Origin of the sequence: Butyricicoccus pullicaecorum (assembly GCF_002160355.1) — a bacterium.
Taxonomy (GTDB): Bacteria; Bacillota; Clostridia; order Oscillospirales; family Butyricicoccaceae; genus Butyricicoccus; species Butyricicoccus pullicaecorum.
Genome location: NZ_NFKK01000007.1, coordinates 43,681 through 59,299, shown reverse-complemented (window position 1 = coordinate 59,299; position 15,619 = coordinate 43,681). Strand labels below are relative to the sequence as shown.

The following is a 15,619-nucleotide window of genomic DNA, read 5'->3' as shown; positions in this document are numbered from 1 at the left end:
TACTGTAAATGCAACTGATTTTAGCTTCACAGTCCCCGCGCAGACAGGAGCTGCTCGGGCTGATCACACCGGACTTTTCGGTGTGTCCGGCCGACATTGACGAGGGACTGCGCCCGGGCGCCGATCTGGCCGAGGAAGTCGCCAGACTGGCCGCGGGCAAGGCACGGGCGGTCGCAGACCTGCACCCGCAGGCCGCCGTGATCGGCTCGGATACGCTGGTCGTGCTGGACGGCCAGGCGCTGGGCAAACCGGCAGACGAACAGGATGCCTGCCGGATGCTGAGACTGCTGTCCGGACGCACGCACGAGGTCATGACCGGCCTTGCGCTTTACGTCCCCGGTCAGGGTATGCTGACCGACACGGTCGTAACCCGCGTGCGCTTTGCCGATCTGTCCGACGAGGAGATCGCGTCCTACGTCGCCTCGGGCGAACCCATGGACAAGGCGGGCGCATACGGTATCCAGGGTACCGGCGCACGGTTCATCCAGGGTATTGAGGGAGATTATTACAGCGTTATGGGCCTGCCGGTGCGCCGCCTGTACGAGCGGATGCGCCAGACAAAGCTGGTCTGATTTTAGGAGAGGGGATCCCACTTGCGAAATATCTTTACCACAAGACTGCTGACGGTCATTCTGTTGATCGCGGCAGTTTGTCTCGGTCTTGCTGCCTACACCGGGGCAGCCGGACAGGACTCGCCGGTTTCGGCGGCGGTCGGTACCGTGCTGTCGCCGCTGCAGAAAGGCGTATCGGTCGTGACGAACAAGGTCGGCCATCTGGTCGATCACTTCCAGAACTACGACGAGATGGAGGCCGAGAATAAGCAGCTGCGCGAAAAGGTCGCAGAGCTCGAGCAGCAGGTGCGTGACGCACAGGTTGCACTGGACGAGAACGAGCGTCTGCGCGTGCTGACCGGTCTGGTCGAGGCAAACCCGACCTTCCACTATGACATGGCCGAGGTCATCGCGCGTTCGCCCGGACAGTGGGCGACCACGATCTCGATCGATAAGGGATCGCTCGCCGGTGTGTCCGAGAACGATCTGGTTGTGACGGCTGAGGGCATGGTCGGCTATGTATCCATGGTTGCACCGACTTACAGCAAGGTCACCACCGTGCTTGACACCAACATGCACGCCGGTGCGCTGGTCACCCGTACCCGCGAGAGCGGCATTGCACAGGGCGATTACGAGCTGATGGGCAGCGGCATGCTGCGCCTGTCCTATCTGGGCAAGGACAGCGATGTCGTCATCGGCGACACTGTGCAGACCTCGGGCGAGGGCGGTATCTTCCCCAAGGGTATTATGATCGGCACGGTTGAGCGCGTCATGATCGAGGAGAACGGCATGGATAACTATGCGGTCATCCGCCCGTTTGTCGATCCGGCAACGGTCACCGACGTATACGTTATCACCGACGTGACTTCGGGACAGGTACAGTCCACCGACCAGGCGGCAGCCGATGCCGCAGCGGAGTGATGCGCCATGCAGAGAGACCGCACTACGACCTATAAGATCGTTTCCTACACTATTTTTCTGATCGTACTCTATTTGCTCGAGACGGCAACGCCGCTCGGCGGACTCAAGCTGTTCGGCGCACGGCTGGATCTCTTGTTCAGTGTGCCCGCAGCGGTCGCGCTCATGGAAAACCCTGCCGTTGGCGCGGCGATCGGCCTGACCACCGGCATTCTGTACGATCTGGCAGGTACTGGCGTAGAGGGCCTGCTGCCGCTCTACTTTATGCTGTTTGCCACCTTCGCGGGTGCAATCAGCGGACGCTATCTGCGCCGCATCTGGCCGTCGCACCTGCTTTTGACCGCAGGCGGCATGCTCATTCTGCGCGGCTTGCAGTTTGTGCTGTCGGCAATGGTTCGCGTATCCTACCCGATCCTGCCGTTCCTGCAATCCATGTACGGCGAGATCCTGGCCGCGATCGTTTTGTCCCCGTTTATTTACCTGCCCGTGCGCACCATGGCACGGCGGTTTGACCGTATGAAGTGAGGTTTTTTACCCTATGGATAACAAGACAAAGCTGTTACATCGATTGCTTGCACTCTTTGTCGTGCTTGCTTTGCTGTGCGGCGTGTCAGCCGCCGGTCTATATTCTTTGCAGATCATCAACGGTGAACAGTACCGCCTGCAAGCCGAGCGTCACCTGACTTCGACGAGCGTTGTCTCGGCGGCGCGCGGTGAGATTCTCGACCGTTACGGTCGGCCGCTGGTCACCAACGAGTCGGTTTACTCCATCCGCTTTGACTACGCTTACTGGGATTTTGATAACCAGAACGACATCCTGCTGCAGCTCGTGCAGCTGGTCATCTCGGCGGGTGTGGACGTGCCGACCGCACTGCCCATCACCCAGCAGGAGCCGTACACCTTCACATGCAGTGCAGATGATACGGTATACACCACGCTGACCTCGTTTATCGACGAGAAGAACGGTACATCGTCCGGTCAGGATAAGCTGGGACTCAAGTCCAAGTACGGTGTCAGCGAGGCCAAGGAGCTGGACGCACCAAGCGTGCTTGCAGTGCTCAAATCGTATTACAACATCAGCGATTCCTACACCCCGTCCAATGCACGCTGGATTTTGGAACAGCGCTACCGCATGTCGACATCAGGTTTCTCGCGCACCAACCCGTTTATCTTTGTCGAGGACGTTCCGATGGACCTCATTGCCGAGATCAAGGAGCGCAGCAGCTTGTTCAAGGGCGTCAATATCGAGACCTCGACCGTGCGCAAGTACGAAACCGACTGCGCAGCCCAGATTCTGGGACGTACCGGTATTATTTATAAGGAAGACTGGGACAAGTACAAGGACAAGGGCTATTCCATGACCGATATCGTTGGTAAGAGCGGTCTGGAAATGTCCATGGAAGAGTACCTGCGCGGCAAGAAGGGCAGCCGCATGGTGGACACCGACGTGACCGGTGAGGTCACGGGTACGATGGAGGCCACCGCGCCGCAGCCGGGTGACAACGTCATCACGACGCTGGACATCGAGCTGCAAAAGGTCGCTGAGGAGTCCTTGGCAAACGTCCTCTCGCAGATTTCGGGTGCACGCGGCGGTGCGGCAGTCGTCGTCAAGGTCGACACCGGCGAAGTGCTGGCAGCAGCCAACTACCCGACGTACAGTCAGGCGACCTTCCTCGAGGATTCGGCAGCCATCAATGACAATCCGCTGGAGCCCACGCGCAACCGTGCCTTCCAGATGGCATACGCACCAGGTTCTACCTTCAAGCCCATGATTGCACTGGCCGGTCTGGAAGAGGGCGTCATCAACCAGAGTACGACCATGGTCTGCAACCATTATTATACGAGATTTAGCTCTCGTACCTTTAAGTGCTTAGGTTGGCATGGTACGGTAGATTTAAATCAGGCAATCAAAAAGTCGTGTAATATTTATTTCTACGAGACCGGCTACATGCTGGGCGGTGCGACCATTGAGAAGTGGTCCAAGCTGTTCGGCTTCGGTCAGAAGACCGGCATTGAGGTCGGTGAGATTGCCGGTTCGGCCGCAGGCCCGACCTACCGTGCACAGATGCTGGAAAACAATCCACTCTTTAACCAGTGGCAGCCCGGTGACGTTGTACAGGCTGCAATCGGTCAGAGTGATAACACCATCACCCCGCTCCAGCTGGCTGTCTATGCGGCAACGCTGGCAAACGGCGGCACCCGCTATCAGCCGACGCTGATCAAGAGCGTCAAGTCGTATGATTACAGCAGCACGGTCATGGAGAACGAGCCTAAGGTTGCCCAGCAGATTGATGTTGATCCGGCAAATCTGAAGGCCGTTACTGATGCTATGCAGTCGGTTGCCGACGAGGGCGGTACCGCAGCAGCGACCTTCGCAAATTATCCGATTCCGATTGCAATCAAGACTGGTACATCGCAGCATAGTGGTGGTAAGGATTTTGATGGAAATAGCACCGATCATGGTGTCCTGATCGCTTACGCTCCGGCAGATGATCCGGAAATCGCGGTTGCTGTTGTTGGTGAATGTGCACTGCATGGTTCATCTGTTGCACCGGTTGCCCGTGATATCTTCGACGCCTACTTCCAGGGCGAAGGAGAGATGGAGTCGGTACCCGCCGAGTACACGCTGCAAAAGTAAAAAATTCCGCGCAGACGGAAGATCAAAAGCACCTGCAAGATGGGATATCTTGCAGGTGCTTCTATGTGTCCGGAGCAAAATCTGTCGTTTGTACACCCCTTGTGGAAAATTCCAATGTTTGTTTCGGCAGATGTCGGAAAAAACTTGTAAAAATACACCGTCATAGGCTTGTCACAGACCGATTTTTGCTTTATACTTGAATGTAAGGTGTGAAATCATTCGGAGGAAGTATGCGCAAGATCATTTTGGTTGCGTCCGGTAAGGGCGGCACAGGAAAAACCTCTCTGACAGCTGCGGTCGGGACCGCGCTGGCAGGACTAGGGAAAAAGGTGCTGGTTGTGGACGGCGACTGTGGTCTGCGCAATCTCGATCTGGTGCTCGGCATGAGCGAACTGGCCGTATTCACGTTTGCCGATGTGGCACGCGGTACGGTACCGCTGTCCCGCGCGGCAGCCGCCCATCCGACGACTGACGGTCTGTACCTGCTGACCGCGCCCGCCGATCTTCCCGACCTGACCGCATCCCAAATGCGCAGTCTGGCCGAGCAGACCGAGCAGGACGGCTACGACTACGTCATCATTGACGGGCCGGCAGGACTGCCCGCCGAGCTGTCGCTCTATGCCCAGATCGCGACCCAGGGCATTGTCGTGACTATGCCCGACCCCGCTTCCATCCGCGGCGCAGAGCGCGTCGCCAGACGGATGGAGGACGAGTGCATCATGCGCATTCGTCTGGTCGTCAACCGCGTGCGTCCGCGCCTGGTGCGCTACGGCGTCGCCGCTAACATTGACGATGCAATCGACACTTCCGGTTTGCAGCTGCTCGGAATCATCCCCGAGGATGAGGACGTGATTGCCTGCGCCGGCAGCGGAAAGAGTGTTGTAAGCTATAAAAAATCGGGCGCAGCCCAGGCCTACCGCAACATCGCACGCCGCCTGGAAGGAGAGCGCCTGCCGCTCATGCGGCTATAAGGTATGACTAGAAAGGAGACCAACAGAGTTATGAATATCGCTTTGATCGCACACGATCGAAAGAAAGAGCTCATGGTGCAGTTCTGCATGGCATACTGCGGCATCCTCGCAAAGCACAACCTGTGCGCGACCGGTACCACGGGCAAACTCGTATCAGAGGCAACCGGTCTCAAAATTGAACGATATCTCCCGGGTATGCAGGGCGGTGAGGAGCAGATTTCTGCCCGCGTCTCGTACAACGAGATCGACCTCGTCCTGTTCTTCCGTGATCCCATGTCCAACAGCCAGTACGAGCCCGATATCCATGTGCTCGCGCGCCTGTGCGACATGCATAACATCCCGATCGCAACCAACGCGGCGACCGCAGAAATGCTCATTCTCGGTCTGGATCGCGGCGATCTCGATTGGAGAAATATTGTAAATCCCAAGTCCCGCTGATTCAAACGGACATCCGGCGTACCCGCCCGCCCCGGCGGGTTCGGGTGCGCCTCTTTTTATGCCGCGTCCTGCGGCATTTTGCATGTTCCAGCAGTGGGTAAAATGATAGTCAGAAGGAGTTTTTCGTACAGATGGAAAAAATCAAACCCAGAACACTGTCCGGCTTTATGGAGCTTCTGCCGGCGGCTCAGGAGCAGATGGAACGCATCATGCAGACCCTGCGCGAGACCTACGCGCTCTACGGCTTCTATCCGCTTGATACCCCGGTGCTCGAAGCGTCCGAAGTCCTGCTTGCCAAGGGCGGCGGTGAGACCGAGAAGCAGATCTACCGCTTCCAGAAGGGCGATACCGACCTGTCCATGCGTTTCGACCTGACCGTTCCGCTGGCAAAGTACGTAGCACTCAACTACGGACAGCTGACCTTCCCGTTCCGTCGCTATCAGATCGGCAAGGTTTACCGCGGCGAGCGTGCCCAGCGCGGCCGTTTCCGCGAGTTCTATCAGGCGGATATTGATATCATCGGCGACGGTCAGCTCGACATCATCAACGAGGCCGAGATCCCGTCCATCATCTATAAGACCTTCTCCCGTCTGGGTCTCAAGCGCTTTAAGATTCGCATCAACAACCGAAAGGTGCTCAACGGCTTCTTTGCCATGCTCGGCCTGTCTGACAAGGCAAGTGACGTTATGCGCACGATCGATAAGCTCGAGAAGATTGGCCCGGACAAGGTACGCGAGATCCTGACCGAGGACTGCGGCGCAACCAGCGAGCAGGCAGACGAGATTCTCAAGTTTATCACCATCGAGGGCGGTACCCAGGGCATTCTGGAAGCACTCAAGGGCTACGAGGGCAAGAACGAGACGCTCGATCAGGGTATCTCTGAGCTGACCACGGTTGCGACCTACATGGAAGGCTTCGGCGTTCCGGCTGATCACTTTGAGATCGACCTGACCATCGCACGTGGTCTGGATTACTACACCGGCACGGTTTACGAGACCACCATGCTCGATCACCCGGAAATCGGTTCGATCTGCTCGGGCGGCCGCTACGACAACCTGGCCGAGTACTACACCGATAAGAAGCTGCCCGGCGTGGGCATCTCCATCGGTCTGACCCGCCTGTTCTTCGTCCTGCAGGACAAGGATTACCTCAATCAGAACCCGCCAGCATCTCCCGCCGACGTGATGATCCTGCCCATGACCGACGAGGTCGGCCCGGCCATCGAGCTGGCGACCCGTCTGCGTGACAACGGCATCCGCGTCCAGCTGCACTGCGAAAAGAAGAAGTTCAAGGCAAAGATCACCTACGCGGACAAGCTCGCCATCCCCTATGTTATCTTCATGGGCGAGGACGAGATCAAAAATAACGTCGTCGCACTCAAGGAGCTCGCGACCGGCGAACAGACCAACACCGGCTTTGACGAGGCGCTTGTGCGCATTCGTGACGGCCTTGCCGCACGTGCAGCCGGTACGGTTATTCTGGATCGATAAGACGAATTTCAATGTAAAGGAAAGTGTATTATGTTTCAGTCTCGAACCCACACCTGCAATGACCTGCGTATGGAGCATGTCGGCCAGACGGTAAAGATCGTCGGCTGGATGGAAAACGTGCGTGAGGTTGGCAGCAGCCTGGCGTTTGTCATCCTGCGCGACTTCTACGGCACCACTCAGGTCGTTCTTGAGACCGAGGAGATGCTGGCATCCATCAAGGGACTCAATAAGGAATCCACCATTTCGGTTGAGGGCGTTGTGCGCGAGCGCGACAGCAAGAACCCCAAGATGGCAACCGGCGACATCGAGGTCGTTCCGACCAAGATCGAAGTTCTCGGCCGCTGCCGTTACAATGAGCTGCCCTTCCAGGTTGGCCGCAGCCGCGAGGCCGATGAGACCCTGCGTTTGAAGTACCGTTACCTCGACCTGCGCAACCCGGAGGTCAAGAACAACATCGTGCTGCGCTGCAACGTTGTTGCCGCTCTGCGCGCTGCTATGACCGAGCACGGCTTCCTCGAGATCACCACCCCGATTCTGACCGCTTCCTCTCCTGAGGGTGCACGCGATTACCTCGTGCCGTCCCGTAAGCATCCGGGCAAGTTCTACGCGCTGCCGCAGGCACCGCAGCAGTTCAAGCAGCTGCTGATGGCATCGGGCTTTGACCGTTACTTCCAGATCGCTCCCTGCTTCCGCGACGAGGACGCACGCGGCGACCGTTCGCCCGGTGAGTTCTACCAGCTGGATATGGAGATGGCATTTGCAAATCAGGACGACGTATTTGCCGTTCTGGAGGATGTTCTGCCGCCGATCTTTGCAAAGTACGGCAAGTACAACGTTGCATCGAGCGCACCGTTCAAGCGCATTCCGTTCACCGAGGCCATGGAGACCTACGGTTCGGATAAGCCCGACCTGCGTATCGATCTGACCGTTACCGACGTGACCGAGCTGATCGGTGACTGCGGCTTCGGCCCGTTCGAGGGCAATGTCGTCAAGGCTATCCCGGTTACCGACTTCACCGCAACCCGCAAGCAGATCGATAAGCTGTGCGCAGATGTTGAGGTACAGTCGGGCAATAAGGCTTACTGGTTCAAGCTCGACGAGAAGGGCGAGATTGCCGGCGGCATCGCAAAGTTCCTGCAGGACAAGAAGGATGCCATCATCGCAGCCCTCGACCTCAAGCCGAACACCTTTGTCGGTCTGACCGCTGGCAAGAAGGGCGTTGCCCAGAAGACCGCTGGCGTTCTGCGCAGCAAGCTGGGTGCAATGTGCCCGAACCACATGGACACCGAGCGCTACGAGTTCTGCTGGATCGTTGACTTCCCGATGTACGAGATCGGCGAGGAGTCTGGCGAGCTGGAGTTCTGCCACAACCCGTTCTCCATGCCCAACGGCGGCGCAGAGATTCTGGACAAGGCACACGCTGGCGAGGTCGACCCGCTGACCATCACTGCATTCCAGTACGATCTGGTCTGCAACGGTGTCGAGCTGTCCTCTGGTGCGGTCCGTAACCATGACCCCGAGATCATGGTCAAGGCATTTGAGCTGGTACGTCTGGGCGAGGACGCTGTTAAGGCGAAGTTCCCGGCAATGTACAACGCATTCTGCTACGGTGCACCTCCGCATGCAGGTATCGCACCCGGTGTTGACCGTATGGTTATGCTGCTGGCTGGCGAGGAGTCCATCCGTGAGATCATTCCGTTCCCGATGAACAAGAATGCACAGGATCTGATGATGGATGCACCTGGCACGGTTGAGCAGAAGCAGCTCGACGAGCTGTCCATCGCAATCGTTCGTCACGAAGACGACGAAGCATAAAGCTAAGTAATCACAAACGCACGCTGGAGTTCGTCCGGCGTGCGTTTTTTGTCTGTGGACGAATCCCTCCAATTGTAAAATTTATATATTGATATTTTACATAGATTTTACTATAATATTACAATAGACTGCGGACGCGGCCTTGTATCACAGAAGGGAGCGTACATAATTATTATGATTACAGCGATTGATTGGAGACTAAACCTGGAATTTTTGTTCCGTTTGGCATTGGCAGGCGCGTGCGGCGCGGCCATTGGCTACGAACGACTGAACCGACTCAAATCAGCCGGTCTGCGCACACACTTTATCGTAGCCATCGCCTCGGCGCTTATGATGATTGTGTCCAAGTATGCGTATTTCGACGTGGTCAGTGAGGCCGTCAAGCTCGACCCCTCGCGTGTCGCCGCGGGCATCGTATCAGGCGTCAGCTTTCTGGGTGCAGGCATGATTTTCCGCCGCAACCAGTCGACGGTCACCGGACTGACCACCGCGGCTGGTATCTGGGGCACGGCAGGCTGTGGTATGGCCATCGGCGGTGGACTGTATGTCATGGGTATCGCTGGAACGGTGGCAATTTTCCTGGTGCAGGCGTTCATCCATCGCGATTCTCCCATTCTCAAGAACGCCGTGTCGGCCGAGTGCTTCCACATCGTCATGCGCGACGAGCCGGGGGCGATGACCGAGCTGCGCAGCAGACTGCGGATGTACAACGTTGAGATTATGAACATCAAGGCCAAGAAGGAAGGCAACGGCAATGTGTCGATGGATTTGCAGATTCGTCTGCCGCTGCATTTTGACGCGGGCGATTTGATGAATATGATGGAAGAATTTCCGGCCATTCAGGCGGTTGAATATTGAGAAAAAAGCTACATTTTGCTTTTACAAGTGCAAGGTCATGTGGTAAAATAGGGAAAGAGAATTATTAAGAAGGGAAGTCCCTAATATGAGAAGTTATCTGAGACTGGCACATATTGCGATCTATACGCCTGACATCGAGCGTTCTATCAAGTTTTATGAGACTCTGGGTGCAGAATGCACCATGCGTGACAGCGTACAGAAGCCGACCGGCGTCAATCAGCTGGCCATGCTGACCCTGACCAACTTTGAGATTGAGCTGATTCAGCCGGGCGACGGCAAGATACCCGCAGGTGAGGGTGTCATCCCGCACTTTGCGATTGAGGTTGCCAATCTGCCGCTGGTGGTCAATGAGATGCGCGTCATGGGTCTGGGTGAGTTCTGCACCGAAGAGCCGATCGAGCTGCCCAACCTGTTCGGCGGCCTGCGCAACATCTTCTTCAAGGGCCCGAGCGGCGAGATGGTCGAGCTGATCGAGCATTTTGGTGAGAATGCACGCAGCAAGCGTCTGTAAGACAGAAAAAAACCTGCCTTTTTGGGCAGGTTTAATTTTTTTGCATCAAAAAAGAGAGGGTGTGGGATTTCTCCCACACCCTTCTGTTATTTCTGGGTGGATGCTCGAATTAATAGTGACGAGCCTCGTACAGATGATCTTCGATTGCCTTGCGAGCGGCCTGAACTTCCGGCTTGGTGGAAACTTCAGCGACGCCTACACGCCACCAGTTCTCGTAACCAGCAGACATGGTCTTGGGCAGAACCTTCATATCGATCAGGGTCGAAACGGTCTGCTTCTTTGCGTCCTCGATTGCAGCTTCCAGCTCTTCCTGGGTCTTAACGGTGTAGGTCTTGCAGCCGTAAGCAGCGCCGATTGCAGCGTAGTCGACCTGAATGACCTTGCCCTTGTGGATACCATTGGTCACGCCCTCTTCGAGCATGTTCTTCTCGGTGCAGATGCAAGCGTTGCCCTGACCAACTTCCAGGTTGTTGATGCAGCCGAAGGAAGCGTTGTCGAACAGCATAACGTTGATCTTGTGGCCGGTCTGGATGGAGGTGATCAGCTCGGAATGCAGCATGTCGAACGAGCCGTCGCCGCACATCGAGTAAACTTCCTGATCCGGGCAAGCCATCTTAGCGCCCAGAGCAGCAGCGATCTCGTAACCCATGCAGGAGTAACCATACTCCATGTGATAGGTGTTGGTCTTGCGTGCACGCCACAGACCCTGCATGTCGCCCGGCAGCGAGCCGGCAGCAGCAACAACGATTGCGTTGTCGTCGATCATGCGGTTGATAGTACCCAGAACGGTGGTCTGGCACAGCTTGCAGCCGGTGTCTTCAATGTACTTCTCAACGCACTCGCGGTTTGCGTCGTTGATCTCAGGAGTGAAGGTCTCCTTGTCGGTGTAAACAACGTGATCCAGACGATCAACCTCGTCGAACCACTCCTTGCGGTAAGCAGCAACAGCCTCAGCGTAAGCAGCGTCGGTATGATAGCCGATCTTCTTGAGCTCCTCGCCGATTGCGGTCAGAGCCTCGTTTGCGTCAGCAACAACCGGGGTAGCGTCCATCTTGTAAGCCTGGAACTCGGAGGGGTTGATGTTGACGAACTTTGCATCGGTGCGGTACAGCCACTTGGAAGCGGTGGTGAAGTCGGTGTAACGGGTACCAACGCCGATGACAACGTCAGCCTCGTGCGCCAGCTTGTTTGCAGCGATGCCGCCGGTGGTGCCCAGACCGCCCAGGTTGAGCTCGTGGGTCCACTCGATTGCCGACTTGCCGGCCTGGGTCTCGCCGAATGCGATGCCGAAGTCCTCAGCGAACTTCTTGAATACCTTGTGAGCCTCAGCGTAACGAACGCCGCCGCCGCAGATCAGCAGGGGCTTCTTTGCGTTCTTGATAACTTCAACAGCCTGCTCGAGAGCATACTTGGTGATCGGGCGGCGGTCGATGCGCCATACGCGCTTCTTGAAGAAGTCAACCGGGTAGTCGTAAGCTTCAGCCTGTACGTCCTGCGGCAGGGAGATTGCAACAGCACCGGTGTTTGCGGTGTCGGTCAGAACACGCATAGCCGAGATCATGTCGGTCATAACCTGCTCGGGACGGTTGATGCGGCCCCAGTACTTGGTAACAGCCTGGAATGCGTCATGTGCCGAGATGGTCAGGTTGTGCGGCTGCTCCATCTGCTGGAGTACCGGGTCAGGCTGACGGGAAGCGTAGATGTCGCCCGGCAGAATCAGAACCGGGATGTTGTTTGCGGTAGCGGTAGCGGCAGCGGTTACCATGTTGCAGGCGCCGGGGCCGACAGAAGAGGTGCAGGCAAAAATCTGCTTGCGGCGCATCTGCTTTGCGTAGCCGATTGCAGCCAGAGCCATGCCCTGCTCGTTCTTGCCCTGGTAAACGACCATGTCCTTGAGCTCCTGCTCAACGCCGTTTGCAAAGCCAACAACGTTGCCGTGGCCGGGCAGCATGAAGATGCCCTTGACGAACTTGTGCTCAACTTCGTTGCCGTCCATGTCGATGTAGCTGACGTACTGGTTCTCGAGGAAGCGAACCAGAGCCTGGCTTGCAGTCAGGCGAACGGTTTCCATGTGCTTCATGTCAATCATTCCTCCTAAAAAAGAAACGGTTTAATCTATATGGTTGGTGAAAAAGGGAAACGAAAATCAGTTACCGGTCGGGCAATGCCAGATGTGATCGTTGGCATCGTCCTCGAGCAGCCACAGATGCTCCTCGTCGTCGATACGGGTCTTGTCCCACGGATCGCCCGGCAGATGGCGGATGCCCCAAGCGTAGCAGCAGGAGTAACCGGGAGCGGTAACCTGAGAGTGCATCTTGTCGGTGATGATTGCAAGACCGTTGTGATGGGTCTCGTAGATCTCGCCGTTGCCCCAGCCAGCGCCGAAGCCCATCGGCTTGTCATAGCGGTAGAAGTAGCACTCGGGCTGCGGATGATGGTGCGGCGGGTAGGAAGACCACTTGCCCGGCAGGTTAACAACTTCGCCGAGAACCATGTTGGAGTAGGGCGCGTTGTCGAGGTCGAAGCAGGTGCGGACATCACGCTTGATGCAGCCCATCAGCTCGCCCTGATTGCCGCGTGCCCAGGTGTCGGTGTCTTCCGGCTTGTACATCTTGCTCGGGAAGGTCTTCTCGTTGAGGGTCTTCTGCACGTAGATGTTGCAGGGACCGTGTGCGGTGATCTTGACCTCGACGCCCTTGCAGACATGCAGGCAAGAGGGATTGTAATCGAAGGGATTGGGACGGTCTACATCGTAGGACTGGCCTTCCCACTCGAAGGTGCACTTGCCGTCAAAAACCAGGCAAGCGAGTTCCTTTTCGGCCTCGTTGAAAGAATAGGTGTCGCCGTCCTCCATAACGAGCAGAGCGACGTCCATCATAGCGTCCTTGCCGATGCCCTCATCCAGGCGAATATACTCGTTGTAGCCACGCTTGACTTGCTTATCAATGTACATAGCACATACCTCCAGAAAAAATAGTCCCACGCGTGCCGTAAAAGCCCGCCGCAGGGAGGAGTATTCATAGATACTCGGTTACAGTCATTATAGCATGATACCCAAAAATCATCAACGCTTTTGCGTAATTTTGGAGAAAATATCAAACTATTTTGACGTTTTGCACAGGCAATACCACAAAATTCCGTACAAAGTTCCGAAAGCTGTGGTGCGGGCGGTGTGCGTGACCGGGACAAGATCAGGGTGAGAAAGGGTGAGAAGGAGAAAGGGAGAGCCGGGTTTTCCGGCTTGTATCTTGTCTTTCCGGTACATCTTGAGTATAATTATAGTCAAATGTCCGGGAGGATGCTTGCAGTATCTTCCTGTGTAATAACACGATTTTAAGATTTTTGTATTTCTGAGCCGATCAGACAGGGAAGGAGAGAGTGCAGGACGTGGACGCCGCACGCAGAGAAAAGCGAGAGCATGGAACGCAGGGGTTCCCGTTTCAGATTTATTCGGCGCCGCAGGCGCAGGACTCCGATCTGGTGCCGTATCACTGGCATCCGGAGACCGAGATTATCACGGTATTGCGCGGAACGGTCATGGTGACCATTGCCGACCACCGATATGCAGGGCAGGAAGGCGACGTGTTTTTTGTGTCCTCGGGACAATTGCACGAAATTCGGGGCGGTGTAGATAATTTATTCCGCGCGTTTGTATTTCCGCTGGACTTTTTGCAGTTTCGGCGGACGGACATTGCGCAAAGTGAGCTGCTTGCACCGTTGGAAGAAGGCGGCCTGCGGCTGCCGGCCTACGTGTCGCACGAGACTGCGCTTGGGCAGGAACTGTTCCGAGAGCTAAAAAAAATGATCCGCGTATGTGCGGATCAGCCGTTTGGATATCAACTTTTGGTCAAGTCTGCATTGCTGTACCTGATTGGCCAGTTGGCCGCCGCGGGAAAGCTGGAACAGCGTGCCCAGCGGTCGGGCGAGGAGTATAAAGTACAGCTTTTGCGCCGGATCGTGGAATACCTCAGCGAGCACTGTACCGAACGCCTGCGTCTTGCCGATGTCTCGGCACAGTTTGGTCTGTCTCCACAGTACTTTTGCAGCTTTTTCAAGGAAAATCTGGGCAGAACACTGGTGCAGCACGTCAATTTTCTGCGCATTGAGCGTGCCTCGCGCCTGCTGCGCGAAAGCGATCTGCCCATACTGGAAATCAGTTTGAGCGTGGGCTTTGATAATGTAAGCTACTTTATCAAGAGATTCCGCGAAGTCTACGGCTGTACGCCGACAGACTACCGGCGATCGGTGAGCGATCGACAGTAAATCAGCGGTCGTAGCGCACGCGGATGTTGTTCTCCGAGAAGAAATGCAGATATTTCTCAGGCGGACGGCGGTCGGTGATGAACGCGGTCAGATCCTGAAGCTGGCAGAAGGAGATAACAGCGGACTTGTCCAGTTTGGACGAGTCTGCCATCAGATAGATGGACGAAGCGCGCTGTACAACGCCGCGCTTGATCTCTGCCTCGAGGAAGGTGGTATTGGTCATGCCGCTCTCGAGCGAAACGCCGGTTGCAGCCATGAATGCCTTGTTGATGGTCATACCGGACAGCATTTCAAAGGTAGAAAGGCCGGTAAAGGAGTCGGTAGCACTGCTGTAAATGCCGCCGAGCGAGATGAGGCTAAGGTTATCGTACTTGGAAGCCTCGCTCATTGCGCCCAGCGAGTGCGTGATGACGGTCACGCGCTTGCGGCCGGACAGGTAACGCAGCAGGCAGACAGTCGTCGAGCCCGAGTCGAGGAAGATGGTATCGCCGTCCTGTACTTCGGCAGCGGCGAGCATACCAATCTGGTTTTTGTCAGCGGAATTCAAGTTGGTACGCACAGGCATGGGGACAGCGCCGGGCGAGCCGACGGTGGTAACGCCGCCATAGACCTTGGCGATGTGGCCGCGTGCTTCAAGGTCATTGAGGTCGCGGCGGATGGTATTCTTGGATACACCGAAGACTTCGCAGAGTTCATCGATGGAAACGGTCTCTTTCGAGATAACGTACTGCTCGATCGAGTTGAGACGACTGATTTTCATATATTCTCCCTTTTCTTCCTAATGTCCGTGTGATGAAAGCGCATGGCTTTTCACAATCCCAAATTCTCTGATTGGCCATGGTTTACGTGTAAAGAATCTGCGCGCGCGTATGGCCGGACGCAAAGCGCACAGAAATACAGCTGTCGGCTCCCGACGGGATTAGTCGGAAGGCCGTAGAAAACAAAACAACCCTGCTTATAATTTTATCAGAAAATAACGAAAAAGCAACCAGAATTCGGGCGAAAATCGGCATGTTTCTCCAAGGGGTATTTTTTGGTCGGAATCGGGCGAAAAAGCACGCTTTTCACAGAGGTTTTGGGAATGCTCGAAAATAAAAGTCAATCAGAATGTGACCAAAGTAACAAAAAATTTTTCAGAAAAATCCCCAACTCAGCATTGAAATTTA

General features: G+C 56.0%; 14 protein-coding genes. 11 read left to right on the top strand and 3 right to left on the bottom strand.

The window, feature by feature from the left end:
• Window positions 1–8 precede the first annotated feature (8 nt).
• From B5F17_RS07580 to B5F17_RS07535, 10 genes are all read left to right on the top strand, one after another.
• On the top strand, window positions 9–572 hold the full coding sequence (locus B5F17_RS07580) for a Maf family protein (protein WP_087372580.1): 564 nt from the start codon (window positions 9–11) through the stop codon (window positions 570–572).
• A gap of 21 nt (window positions 573–593) precedes the next feature.
• Window positions 594–1,472 (top strand): rod shape-determining protein MreC, encoded by an 879-nt coding sequence (gene mreC / locus B5F17_RS07575; RefSeq protein WP_016147647.1) that lies wholly within the window; start codon window positions 594–596, stop codon window positions 1,470–1,472.
• Between the two features lie 6 nt (window positions 1,473–1,478).
• Window positions 1,479–1,994 (top strand): hypothetical protein, encoded by a 516-nt coding sequence (locus tag B5F17_RS07570; protein ID WP_087372577.1) that lies wholly within the window; start codon window positions 1,479–1,481, stop codon window positions 1,992–1,994.
• A gap of 13 nt (window positions 1,995–2,007) precedes the next feature.
• Entirely contained in the window at window positions 2,008–4,107 is a 2,100-nt protein-coding gene (locus B5F17_RS07565; protein WP_087372574.1) for a penicillin-binding transpeptidase domain-containing protein, read from the top strand.
• Window positions 4,108–4,337: 230 nt separating this feature from the next.
• Window positions 4,338–5,078, top strand: coding sequence for a septum site-determining protein MinD (gene minD, locus B5F17_RS07560; RefSeq protein ID WP_087372571.1), 741 nt, complete (start codon window positions 4,338–4,340; stop codon window positions 5,076–5,078).
• A gap of 30 nt (window positions 5,079–5,108) precedes the next feature.
• Window positions 5,109–5,516: a methylglyoxal synthase gene (locus tag B5F17_RS07555; RefSeq protein WP_016147643.1), complete on the top strand. Its 408-nt coding sequence runs from the start codon at window positions 5,109–5,111 to the stop codon at window positions 5,514–5,516.
• A gap of 131 nt (window positions 5,517–5,647) precedes the next feature.
• Window positions 5,648–7,006 carry a histidine--tRNA ligase gene (hisS, locus tag B5F17_RS07550; protein WP_087372568.1) on the top strand — a complete coding sequence of 453 codons (1,359 nt, stop codon included), beginning with the start codon at window positions 5,648–5,650 and terminating at the stop codon, window positions 7,004–7,006.
• 30 nt (window positions 7,007–7,036) lie between these two features.
• Window positions 7,037–8,821: an aspartate--tRNA ligase gene (gene aspS / locus B5F17_RS07545; RefSeq protein WP_087372565.1), complete on the top strand. Its 1,785-nt coding sequence runs from the start codon at window positions 7,037–7,039 to the stop codon at window positions 8,819–8,821.
• A 174-nt stretch (window positions 8,822–8,995) separates the two neighbouring features.
• Entirely contained in the window at window positions 8,996–9,679 is a 684-nt protein-coding gene (locus B5F17_RS07540; protein ID WP_016147640.1) for an MgtC/SapB family protein, read from the top strand.
• An 85-nt stretch (window positions 9,680–9,764) separates the two neighbouring features.
• The gene (locus B5F17_RS07535; protein ID WP_087372562.1) at window positions 9,765–10,190 is read left to right on the top strand and encodes a VOC family protein; all 426 of its coding nucleotides are present in this window, start codon (window positions 9,765–9,767) and stop codon (window positions 10,188–10,190) included.
• A gap of 109 nt (window positions 10,191–10,299) precedes the next feature.
• Here B5F17_RS07535 and iolD read toward each other — a convergent pair whose 3' ends face one another.
• Window positions 10,300–12,261: a 3D-(3,5/4)-trihydroxycyclohexane-1,2-dione acylhydrolase (decyclizing) gene (gene iolD / locus B5F17_RS07530; protein WP_143287706.1), complete on the bottom strand. Its 1,962-nt coding sequence runs from the start codon at window positions 12,259–12,261 to the stop codon at window positions 10,300–10,302.
• 75 nt (window positions 12,262–12,336) lie between these two features.
• Window positions 12,337–13,143 carry a 5-deoxy-glucuronate isomerase gene (locus B5F17_RS07525; protein WP_016147637.1) on the bottom strand — a complete coding sequence of 269 codons (807 nt, stop codon included), beginning with the start codon at window positions 13,141–13,143 and terminating at the stop codon, window positions 12,337–12,339.
• Between the two features lie 425 nt (window positions 13,144–13,568).
• On the opposite strand from B5F17_RS07525, the gene B5F17_RS07520 reads away from it, so the two are divergent.
• Complete coding sequence (locus B5F17_RS07520; protein ID WP_078689094.1) at window positions 13,569–14,453, top strand: helix-turn-helix transcriptional regulator; 885 nt, start codon at window positions 13,569–13,571, stop codon at window positions 14,451–14,453.
• Between the two features lies 1 nt (window position 14,454).
• On the opposite strand, the gene B5F17_RS07515 is transcribed toward B5F17_RS07520, so the two are convergent.
• A complete protein-coding gene (locus B5F17_RS07515; RefSeq protein ID WP_016147635.1) occupies window positions 14,455–15,213 on the bottom strand; it encodes a DeoR/GlpR family DNA-binding transcription regulator in 759 nt (252 codons plus the stop codon).
• Window positions 15,214–15,619 lie beyond the last annotated feature (406 nt).

Excerpts from the sequence above, each read along its gene's own strand:
- B5F17_RS07580 (WP_087372580.1), top strand. The coding sequence starts at position 9 with ATGCAACTGATTTTAGCTTCACAGTCCCCGCGCAGACAGGAGCTGCTC.
- B5F17_RS07570 (WP_087372577.1), top strand. The coding sequence starts at position 1,479 with ATGCAGAGAGACCGCACTACGACCTATAAGATCGTTTCCTACACTATT.
- B5F17_RS07565 (WP_087372574.1), top strand. The coding sequence starts at position 2,008 with ATGGATAACAAGACAAAGCTGTTACATCGATTGCTTGCACTCTTTGTC.
- minD (WP_087372571.1), top strand. The coding sequence starts at position 4,338 with ATGCGCAAGATCATTTTGGTTGCGTCCGGTAAGGGCGGCACAGGAAAA.
- B5F17_RS07555 (WP_016147643.1), top strand. The coding sequence starts at position 5,109 with ATGAATATCGCTTTGATCGCACACGATCGAAAGAAAGAGCTCATGGTG.
- hisS (WP_087372568.1), top strand. The coding sequence starts at position 5,648 with ATGGAAAAAATCAAACCCAGAACACTGTCCGGCTTTATGGAGCTTCTG.
- aspS (WP_087372565.1), top strand. The coding sequence starts at position 7,037 with ATGTTTCAGTCTCGAACCCACACCTGCAATGACCTGCGTATGGAGCAT.
- B5F17_RS07540 (WP_016147640.1), top strand. The coding sequence starts at position 8,996 with ATGATTACAGCGATTGATTGGAGACTAAACCTGGAATTTTTGTTCCGT.
- B5F17_RS07535 (WP_087372562.1), top strand. The coding sequence starts at position 9,765 with ATGAGAAGTTATCTGAGACTGGCACATATTGCGATCTATACGCCTGAC.
- iolD (WP_143287706.1), bottom strand. The coding sequence starts at position 12,261 with ATGGAAACCGTTCGCCTGACTGCAAGCCAGGCTCTGGTTCGCTTCCTC.
- B5F17_RS07525 (WP_016147637.1), bottom strand. The coding sequence starts at position 13,143 with ATGTACATTGATAAGCAAGTCAAGCGTGGCTACAACGAGTATATTCGC.
- B5F17_RS07515 (WP_016147635.1), bottom strand. The coding sequence starts at position 15,213 with ATGAAAATCAGTCGTCTCAACTCGATCGAGCAGTACGTTATCTCGAAA.